The organism is Bellilinea sp., assembly GCF_053501535.1.
In genome coordinates, this window is sequence record NZ_JBRCOK010000122.1 from 1 (window position 1) to 8,191 (window position 8,191).

The 8,191-nt window shown below is 57.4% G+C and carries 10 protein-coding genes; 2 read left to right on the forward strand and 8 right to left on the reverse strand.

Annotation, left to right across the window (positions count from 1 at the left end; genetic code table 11):
* From ACWIZX_RS11690 to ACWIZX_RS11705, 4 genes are all read right to left on the reverse strand, one after another.
* A partial coding sequence (locus ACWIZX_RS11690) for a glycosyltransferase family 39 protein (RefSeq protein WP_448335899.1) occupies nucleotides 1–1,478 on the reverse strand: 1,478 nt, incomplete at its 3' end.
* Between the two features lie 11 nt (nucleotides 1,479–1,489).
* Complete coding sequence (locus ACWIZX_RS11695; RefSeq protein ID WP_322792308.1) at nucleotides 1,490–1,945, reverse strand: DUF5680 domain-containing protein; 456 nt, start codon at nucleotides 1,943–1,945, stop codon at nucleotides 1,490–1,492.
* A gap of 1 nt (nucleotide 1,946) precedes the next feature.
* A complete protein-coding gene (locus tag ACWIZX_RS11700) occupies nucleotides 1,947–2,399 on the reverse strand; it encodes a YcgN family cysteine cluster protein (protein WP_448335900.1) in 453 nt (150 codons plus the stop codon).
* 10 nt (nucleotides 2,400–2,409) lie between these two features.
* Complete coding sequence (locus ACWIZX_RS11705) at nucleotides 2,410–3,003, reverse strand: nitroreductase family deazaflavin-dependent oxidoreductase (RefSeq protein ID WP_322792306.1); 594 nt, start codon at nucleotides 3,001–3,003, stop codon at nucleotides 2,410–2,412.
* Nucleotides 3,004–3,084: 81 nt separating this feature from the next.
* Between ACWIZX_RS11705 and gatC the strand changes: the two genes are divergently transcribed.
* Together gatC and gatA are read left to right on the forward strand one after the other, a co-directional pair.
* Nucleotides 3,085–3,372 (forward strand): Asp-tRNA(Asn)/Glu-tRNA(Gln) amidotransferase subunit GatC, encoded by a 288-nt coding sequence (gene gatC / locus ACWIZX_RS11710; protein WP_322792305.1) that lies wholly within the window; start codon nucleotides 3,085–3,087, stop codon nucleotides 3,370–3,372.
* 5 nt (nucleotides 3,373–3,377) lie between these two features.
* Nucleotides 3,378–4,856, forward strand: coding sequence for an Asp-tRNA(Asn)/Glu-tRNA(Gln) amidotransferase subunit GatA (gene gatA / locus ACWIZX_RS11715; RefSeq protein WP_448335901.1), 1,479 nt, complete (start codon nucleotides 3,378–3,380; stop codon nucleotides 4,854–4,856).
* A gap of 58 nt (nucleotides 4,857–4,914) precedes the next feature.
* Here the strand turns inward: gatA and ACWIZX_RS11720 are convergent, their stop codons facing one another.
* The 4 genes from ACWIZX_RS11720 to ACWIZX_RS11735 all read right to left on the reverse strand — a co-directional run.
* On the reverse strand, nucleotides 4,915–6,507 hold the full coding sequence (locus ACWIZX_RS11720) for a DUF5667 domain-containing protein (protein WP_448335902.1): 1,593 nt from the start codon (nucleotides 6,505–6,507) through the stop codon (nucleotides 4,915–4,917).
* Nucleotides 6,500–7,060, reverse strand: a complete 561-nt coding sequence (locus ACWIZX_RS11725) for a sigma-70 family RNA polymerase sigma factor (RefSeq protein WP_322794603.1) — start codon at nucleotides 7,058–7,060, stop codon at nucleotides 6,500–6,502. The genes ACWIZX_RS11720 and ACWIZX_RS11725 overlap by 8 nt, the downstream gene beginning before the upstream one ends.
* A gap of 90 nt (nucleotides 7,061–7,150) precedes the next feature.
* Nucleotides 7,151–7,459 carry an EscU/YscU/HrcU family type III secretion system export apparatus switch protein gene (locus ACWIZX_RS11730; protein WP_448335903.1) on the reverse strand — a complete coding sequence of 103 codons (309 nt, stop codon included), beginning with the start codon at nucleotides 7,457–7,459 and terminating at the stop codon, nucleotides 7,151–7,153.
* Between the two features lie 3 nt (nucleotides 7,460–7,462).
* Nucleotides 7,463–8,191 (reverse strand): hypothetical protein (locus ACWIZX_RS11735; RefSeq protein ID WP_448335904.1); only part of this gene is annotated, 729 nt, incomplete at its 5' end.

Genomic DNA, 8,191 nt, shown 5'->3' on the forward strand with positions numbered 1-8,191 from the left:
CGCGCAGCAATCCAATCTGCCGTCCTTTCGGCGGCGGCCGGCACGGCAAGGCGGCTGCCGCGCTGCCACGCCCATGGCAGCGCCAGCAGCAACAGCGCTACCAGCATGCCCTGTACAAGAAACTGGGATGCGGTAGGATGCCATGCCCTTCTTCGCTGTAGCCAGTCCAAAAACGCCGCCCAGCCAGCCGCTGCCAGCACCAGCAGCAGCACCAGCAGCCACAGCCATATCTTGCGCCACGCATTGGGACGTTGAACAATCAACAGAAACCCCACCCACAGCGAAACCGGCAACAAAACCGGCACCCGCTGACGGCTGGCACGCCAGTGAAAGATGGCTTCCAGCACCACACCCAGCACCGCCAGTGCGCTCAGCAAGACAGGCACATCCATTTGCCATTCATGCCAGGTTTCGTTCAACCGCGTCCACAGAGTGGGCCAAAACACATCCCACCCCAGCGGCTGGACAAACGGGTTGGAAAATAAACTTTGCGCCCCGCTGACCAGTAGAACCGGCAGGTAAAGGAAATAAACCCAAATGCCGGTTAACAGACCGCTGAGAAAAAGCACGAGAAGGTAACGCCGAGAGCCGCCGTAAGCCGCGGAAATTTGCGGTTCAACCCAAAGGGAAAGAAACATCCACAGGTACACTGCCCCCCATGGATAGAGCATGACCGGTACGGTATAAAAACCCAATGCGCCCAACACAGTCAGCCCCAGCCAGCCCGTCCAGTTGGGATTGGTTTTCAAATAAGTAGCCAGCACCCACCCCAGCAGGCTGAACAGCGCCAGCAGGGTATATCCGCGCCCATCGGCTGAGCCGCCCACCAGCAAGGGGGTTACAGCGATCAGCCCGGCTGCCAGCCAGCCCGCCCGGCGGTTATACCAGATTCGCCCCAGAGCGTAGGCGGCTGCCACACTCAATACCCCGCCAGCAAACGCCGGTAGACGCATGACCGCCGGAGCATTGCCCAGCAGGCGGGTCACAATGTGAACCAGCAGGGTGTGGAAAACATGGTTGTTGGGCAAATGATAATCGCTGATCACCGCCCACAATGACCGGCGCGCAAATCCAATGTAGGTGTAAGCTTCGTCGTGACCCAGCGGTTGATCCAGAAAGGGAATGCGCAGGACAAATGCCAGTAAAATCAAAAACCCCAGACGCAACCATTCGCCCCGCTCAGCCGCAGCAGGGCGGAAAGCGGCCCGTAAATCATCCCATCCTGCTTTCAAAAAACGAATACCCCGACCCAGCCAGTGCGGCTTGCGGTCATCCATCCACACCAGCAGCAGAGCGGTCAGGGCTGCCAGACCAAGCGCCGGGCGCAACAGCAAATGACGCTGGGGGGTAAAGGCTTCCATTGCTCCATCCGCTGCCAGACTATCCATCAAAGAACGCACCAGCGGGAAACCCGCCAGCGCTATGAACATTCCCCCCAGCCCTATAATCAAACCAGACAGCGCCAAAATGCGCCGCACCGCGCTCCTGCTCAGTTGATCATCCCTCCGCTGAAAGTCAACTGATAGGCAATCCGCTCGCGGTGAAAAATGACTTCCATTCCTTCGAACCACTCAACCGTGCCGCGCCATGCACAGGCGTAACGGAAATCACCCTCTTCGAACGAATCAGGCCCGCGGAACGGCACCTGCGCATCCACCATAAGCAAGGCGCGGCGTAAAAACGAATAAATCTGGTCGGGAGGCGGTTCTTCCAGTTTCACGCCGCCGGCATACACCATGGACCACCACGGCCGGTTGCGGTAGTACACCATCTCCTGTCCGGCAAAAAATTCTTCACCAAAATAAATATCCCGGTAAAACCAATCGCCGGAACGGTATTCCAATTGAATGCTGCCCGGCAGCAGAGACTCCACTTTTGCCGCCAGACCGGCAGCGTAGGTGTGACGTTTGGCTTCAATTAAGAACGGAACCAGCTGAGAGCTCATTTCACTCCTCGGTTAAGATGTAATTTTCCAAATCGTCCAGATCTACCCCCAATTCGGAGATTGCCCGCCCCAGGGCCGATGCACCGGCGCGGTGCACACTGCGCGGGTCACCGGTGATGAGGGGGTGCCAGTCGGGCAGGTCTTTACCCAGCGCCAGACGCCGATAAGCACAGGTTTCCGGCAGCCAGGTATACGTGCGTGCGGTTTCGGGGGTAATTCGTACGCAAGTGCTGACTTTTTCAAAGCGGTTTGGGTAATCCTTACAACGACAGGTTTTCAAATCCAGCAGGCGGCAGGCAACTGCGGTGGTCAACACGACTCCGCTTTCCTCATCCTCGATGCGATAAAGACAGCACCAGCCGCAGCCGTCACACAAGGATTCCCACTCGGCAGGGGTCATCTCCTCCAGTGATGTGCGTTTCCAAAATGGGATAGCGGTTTGATTCTCAGGCACGCTGGTTACCTCAACGTCTGCGGGGACGGCGTTTGAGCAGCAGAAAGAGCAGGAAGAAGGTCGTCAACGGCCAGATCCATGCCAGGTCGCCCGGCCCGCCTTCACCGGTGCGGGCAACCGTTCGGCGAATCCGGATCAGCCGGTAATCCCGCGTCAAACGATCCAGTTCCTCATCGCTGAGTTTGAGCGGGTCAACCCCGAACAAACGCGCCGCAAAACCACTGGCAATCAGCACCTGACGTAAAATCGGCAGGCGCAAATCGGCATCCAGCACTTCTTCGGCAAGCCCGGCCCACCAGCCATCCGGCAGCCATACTTCCACCTGTGGATTGGCGATGATGTTGCGGTACCAGTCTGATACCGGGCCAAAACCGGCCACACAATAAATTTCGCCGTTCACAATTGCGTAATTCACCGGCGTACGGTAGCGTTTACCGCTTTTCCTTCCGCTGTGTTCCAGCACCATGATCTGCCCGGCGTACCTGGGAGCGATGTTGATGTGCTTTCCCAGTCCCAATCGCCACAGCCATACCATCAGGACGTTGCCTTTCTTGAAATACTGCCGTAAACGCCCGGCAAATTCAACGGAAATCGGTTCCTTCATCCTCTCCCTCCCTCCAAAAGACAAACAGATGGGGCGCGTTTTGGTTGCAGTGAAGTCATACTGTCTATTATAATACGCGGCATGAGTCTGACTCTGGCAGAAGTTGAACACATTGCCCACCTCGCCCGCCTGCAGCTGAGCGAAGAAGAAAAAATCCGCTTCCGCGAGCAGCTTTCTGCAATTCTGGAATACGCTGCCCGTTTGCAGCAGGTGGATACCCGCGATATTCCTCCCACCTCCAGCGTTCTGCCGCCGCGCAGCCGCCTGCGAGAGGACGAACCCCACGCGCCGTTTTCGCGGGATAAAATTCTGGCAAATGCACCGAATTCCCATCAGGGATATTTTCGCGTTCCGCCGGTACTGGAGTAACACGGATGGAAAAGCCACACAATCTGACAGTCCGGCAAGCCTTAACGGCGTTAAAAAACGGCTCGCTTTCCAGTGAGGAGCTGACCCGTGCCTGCCTGACGCAAATTGAGCGGCTGGAAGGCACAGTCCACGCCTTTATCACCCTCACGGCTGAAAAAGCGCTGGAGAATGCCCGAGCTGCCGATGCGCGCCGCATGGCAGCCCGCCGCCACCCCGATGAACCGCTTCCCCCGCTCCTGGGCCTGCCAATTGCCGTCAAAGACCTGCTCACCCTCAGCGGTGTGCGCTGTACCTGTGGATCGCGCATTTTGGAAAACTTCATCCCCCCCTTTACGGCCACCGCAGTCCAGCGGCTGCTGGATGCCGGCGTGGTGATTGTGGGAAAAACCAATACCGATGAGTTTGCCATGGGTTCATCCACCGAAAATTCGGCTTTCGGGGTCACCTTCAATCCATGGGATACCCGGCGTGTGCCGGGTGGATCCAGCGGCGGCTCGGCTGCTGCCGTAGCAGCCCGCATGATACCTGCCGCACTGGGCACCGACACCGGCGGTAGTGTCCGTCAGCCGGCTGCCTTCTGCGGCGTAACCGGCATCAAACCCACCTATGGGCGGGTTTCCCGGTATGGGCTGGTGGCCTACGGCTCATCGCTGGATACGGTTGGTGTGCTGGCACGCAGCGCCGAGGATGCTGCCATTCTCTTCTGGCCGATGGCCGGTTTTGACCCACTGGATGCTACAACCATCGAACAACCTGCCGCCGACTGGCAGCCTCCCAGTCCGGAAATGCTGCGCGGATTGCGTATCGGCGTTCCCAAAGAATATTTCCTGCCCGGCATGCAGCCGGAAGTAGAGGAGAAGGTACGCGCTGCCATTCAAACGCTGGCGGATTTGGGTGCAGCAGTACAGGAAATCAGCCTGCCGCACACCGAATATGCCCTGCCGGTTTATTACCTGATCGCCCCGGCAGAGGCCTCTGCCAATCTGGCGCGTTATGACGGCGTGCGCTTTGGTTACCGCGCCGAAGCCGAAACCCTCAGCGAGTTGTTTAACCGCTCCCGCTCGGAAGGTTTTGGCGCTGAGGTCAAACGCCGGATTATGCTGGGCACCTATGCCCTCTCGGCAGGTTATTATGAGGCTTATTACGGGCAGGCTCAAAAAGTCCGTACCCTCATCCGGCAGGATTTTGAACAGGCATTTCAACAGGTAGATGTGATTGCCGCTCCGGTTACACCCACCACCGCCTTCCGCATTGGCGAACACCGTGATGACCCGCTGGCCATGTATCTGGAAGATGTTTTCACCCTGCCCACCAATCTGGCCGGCGTGCCGGGGCTGGCCTTTCCGGTTGGTTTTGACCGTCAGGAGTTGCCGATTGGTATGCAGCTCATGGCTCCCCATTTTCAGGAAGAAATCCTCTTTTCAATTGCTCATCTCTATCAACAGCACACCCGCTGGCATTTGCACGCTCCGCCGCTGATATAACAAACACCGGCAAGTGAGGTAACCTGCCGGTGTTTGAGGATGTTAATCCGCCGTACAATCAGGGCTTCCCCTTGCCCGGATTCACCGGCGGCTGTTTGTCTTTGGGAGGCTTATTCAAACCGGGCGGGGTAACTTTCTTGCCCGGATTTTCATCTGCCGGTTTTCCACCGCCGGCCGGCGGTTGTGCACCGGGTTTATTCATCGTGTCCGGGCTGGGAGTGGCTTCCGGTGTCAGTACCGGCTCTTCACCTTCGGTTGGCGGTGTCTTGCGGCTTTTGCCAATCCAACCCATTTCCTGCCAGACCTTACCCCAACCACCCTGTTCTTGCTTCATGGCAAAGAATTGATCGGCAGGTAAGCCGGATTTCTGGCTGGCCTGCAGGGCTAACATGATCTCGCCCATCCCATGCCCGCGACAGAACCAGCCCATCACCTGCTCGTATGTCACACCGTATTCCATTGCCAGTTTCGCACCAACCGGATGCTGTTTTGTAAGGTCGGTGCAGTAGTTACCCTGATTGACCTGCTCAGGGGCCGAGGTGATGGTAACGCTGGGGGTGGGGGTTTCTGTGACCTCAGCCGGTGTTTCCTCAACCGGCAGTGTGAGTGTAGGCAGGGGTTCAACCGGTTGTTCCAGCATGGCCAGATGACGCCAGACTTCGCCCCAACCGCCCAGTTCTACTTTGAGCAGCAAAATTTCCTCGGCGCTCAATTCGCTGTGCTGACTGGCTTGCAGAGCAAGAACGATCTCCCCAAATCCAAAGCCCTGACAGAACCAGCCCATCACCGTTTCGTATGGAACACGGTAGGCGGTCGCCAGTTTTACACCAATCGGATGAGTCTGATTGGTACAGCCGGTCAGCAGAGGCTCGCTGATGGGAGGTTCTTCTCCTTCAACCGGCTGAGGTTCAGGGGTTTCCTCTTCCAGGCTCTGCTCGAGCGCGCTCAGTTGATCGGTCGGGAGTTGATCCAGCAATGCCGTCATCGTGTCTACCTGGCGGGCAATTAATTCAGCCGGGTTATCGGTCCGATTGTCAATCAGCGCTCCCGTCACGCTGACCTTTTCCAATGCCTGTCGAGTCAACTGCCAGTAACCGGCTACAACTTCAGGCAGATAGTCATAGGCTTGATTTTCAATCAACTTTCCGGCTTCCTCTAACCGGCGATTGGCAAATTCCAACGCCAGTTGCGTTTGGGTTGGCTCACTGCTCACCACCAGGCGCAGCGATTCGATTCCGGTTTTCAGGGGGTAGAGGGGACTGTCAGGCAAGGCCTGACTGGATGCCTGAACGGCGGCCCCCCCGCCAAACAGACTTGCCAGCAAAACTACAATCGCTATCCAGTTCATCACCGTTCTCCTTGACCATTGCAGGGGTTGAGTGGAAATTTGCTTAACAAGACGAAACGGATTGCGATCCGTTACAACGGGGACATCGGCAAGTCGCGCTGTGAGGCGCGCCCGGGCTGAGCGGCGGAATGCTGCCCGAGGTTCGATCATCCCCGCCGAACGCACCTGCACAGCCATCCTCAGCAGGGCTTCCAATTCCTGCCGCTGAGCAGGGTAACGCTGCATACATTCCTCAATGCTCCACTGGCCGCTTTCTACGGCCTGCAGACATTCATCGAAAATCAATTCCAGATTTTCATCCATCCTGTTTCCCTCCTCCCAGCAGGGCTTGCAATTTTTTCAAAGCCCGAAACTGCAAAACCCTCACATGGCTTTCATTCAGGCCCAAAACCGCCGCTGTTTCGGCATGGCTGAGCTGGCTGACAAACCGGCATACCAGCACTTCCTGATCCTGCTCCTCCAGCCTGGCCATCGCTTCAACCAGCCAACGCCCATCCTCACGGTTCAGGAATGCCTGCTCGGGGTGGCTTTGTGCGTCCGTTGGTATCTCCAGCAACTCTAAAGGGGTGGAGTTCTTCCTCGTGCGCAGATAATCTACAACCAGATTGTGAGCGATGCGGTAAAGCCACGCTCGAAAAGACTGCACCTGCTTCTTCGGTAGATTTTCCCAGGCTTTGAGAAAAACCATCTCCGTTAAATCCTCCGCATCCAGTTCGCTGCCAACACGAAAATAGCAGTACCGGTAAATGGGCACCAGATAGCGTTCGTACAACATGCCATAGGCATCTTTGTCACCCGAGGAGGCTCGCTTCAGCAGGTCGTCGTCGCTGAGGAAGTGCGGCGCGGCTTTGGTCATAACCTGAAGTATATGACGAATCCGATGTTCAAACGTTACAGTCCCCCATCAAAATTACAGGTTTTATCCCCAACCAACGCTCTGATTGGATTATTCAATCCGCCTGTGCATCACCCGGTAGATGTAAGCCAGTACTTCTGCCACCACCAGATACAATTCCGGCGGGATTTCTTCATCCAGATTAACCAGTGCCAGCGCCGCGCTGAGTTCGGCATCCTCATAAACCGGCACCTGATATTGCTGCGCCAGCGCAACAATTTGTTCGGCAATCTTGCCTCTGCCGCTGGCAACCACGCGCGGCGCCTGGTCGGTTTGCGGGTCGTACGTCAGGGCAGCCGCCGTCAGGCGGCGGGCTGCCGCCTTTTTCTCCCCACTGTAAAAGCGCACACGGCGGTTCACGGCTCATATCTCCAAATCAATCAATGCCAGCGAGGGACGTGCCGGAAGGGGACTCAGCGCAGCCGGCATAAAATCCACCCGGCCGACTTCTACACGGCTATCCTGCAATTGATAGCCCATCTGCCGCAGGGCTTCTTCCAGTGAAGGCATTTCGCTGCGCGTTTCGCTCAACCATTCGGCATCCGGCGCAGTGACAATCAACCGCATCTGCCTGCCGACCACCGAAAGCGCCACCTGGAAGACCTGACTTGGCCGAACTTCGACCTGAATGTTCAGGGTGGTATGCAGCGGGTCAATGTGTGCCGAATTGCCCTTCTCGCGGCGCGCCAGCCGCAGGCGCACCGGCAGAAACGGTTGATCTCCGCCTCCAACCGGGTTCGTCATCAGCATTCTGGCTTCAGCCCACACTCCCTGACTCGGTGGTACCTGCGGCGGCAGGTTCAGCAGTCCGTTCATGCGCGCCTGATCCATAAATCGCTGCACCTGATCGGCAATTTCACCCAACCCGTTTTGGCGCAGTTGCGAAAGCAAACGCACGGCTTCCATCCAGCCCGTCGGGCTGCTCTGCCCTTCAAACACTCCGCCTTCCGCCAGCAGAATGTTCTCCAGCGATCGGCCGCTAAAGCGCACTGCCTCACGGATACGGCCGGCCAGCGTCTGAACGTCCGTACCGGCTGGCAGCAACAGGTGCTGAAAGAGATTCTGCAGGGTTTGCAGCAGGCGCGCCTGTTC

Excerpts from the sequence above, each read along its gene's own strand:
- ACWIZX_RS11695 (WP_322792308.1), bottom strand. The coding sequence starts at position 1,945 with ATGAGCTCTCAGCTGGTTCCGTTCTTAATTGAAGCCAAACGTCACACC.
- gatA (WP_448335901.1), top strand. The coding sequence starts at position 3,378 with ATGGAAAAGCCACACAATCTGACAGTCCGGCAAGCCTTAACGGCGTTA.
- gatC (WP_322792305.1), top strand. The coding sequence starts at position 3,085 with ATGAGTCTGACTCTGGCAGAAGTTGAACACATTGCCCACCTCGCCCGC.
- ACWIZX_RS11725 (WP_322794603.1), bottom strand. The coding sequence starts at position 7,060 with ATGACCAAAGCCGCGCCGCACTTCCTCAGCGACGACGACCTGCTGAAG.
- ACWIZX_RS11720 (WP_448335902.1), bottom strand. The coding sequence starts at position 6,507 with ATGGATGAAAATCTGGAATTGATTTTCGATGAATGTCTGCAGGCCGTA.
- ACWIZX_RS11705 (WP_322792306.1), bottom strand. The coding sequence starts at position 3,003 with ATGAAGGAACCGATTTCCGTTGAATTTGCCGGGCGTTTACGGCAGTAT.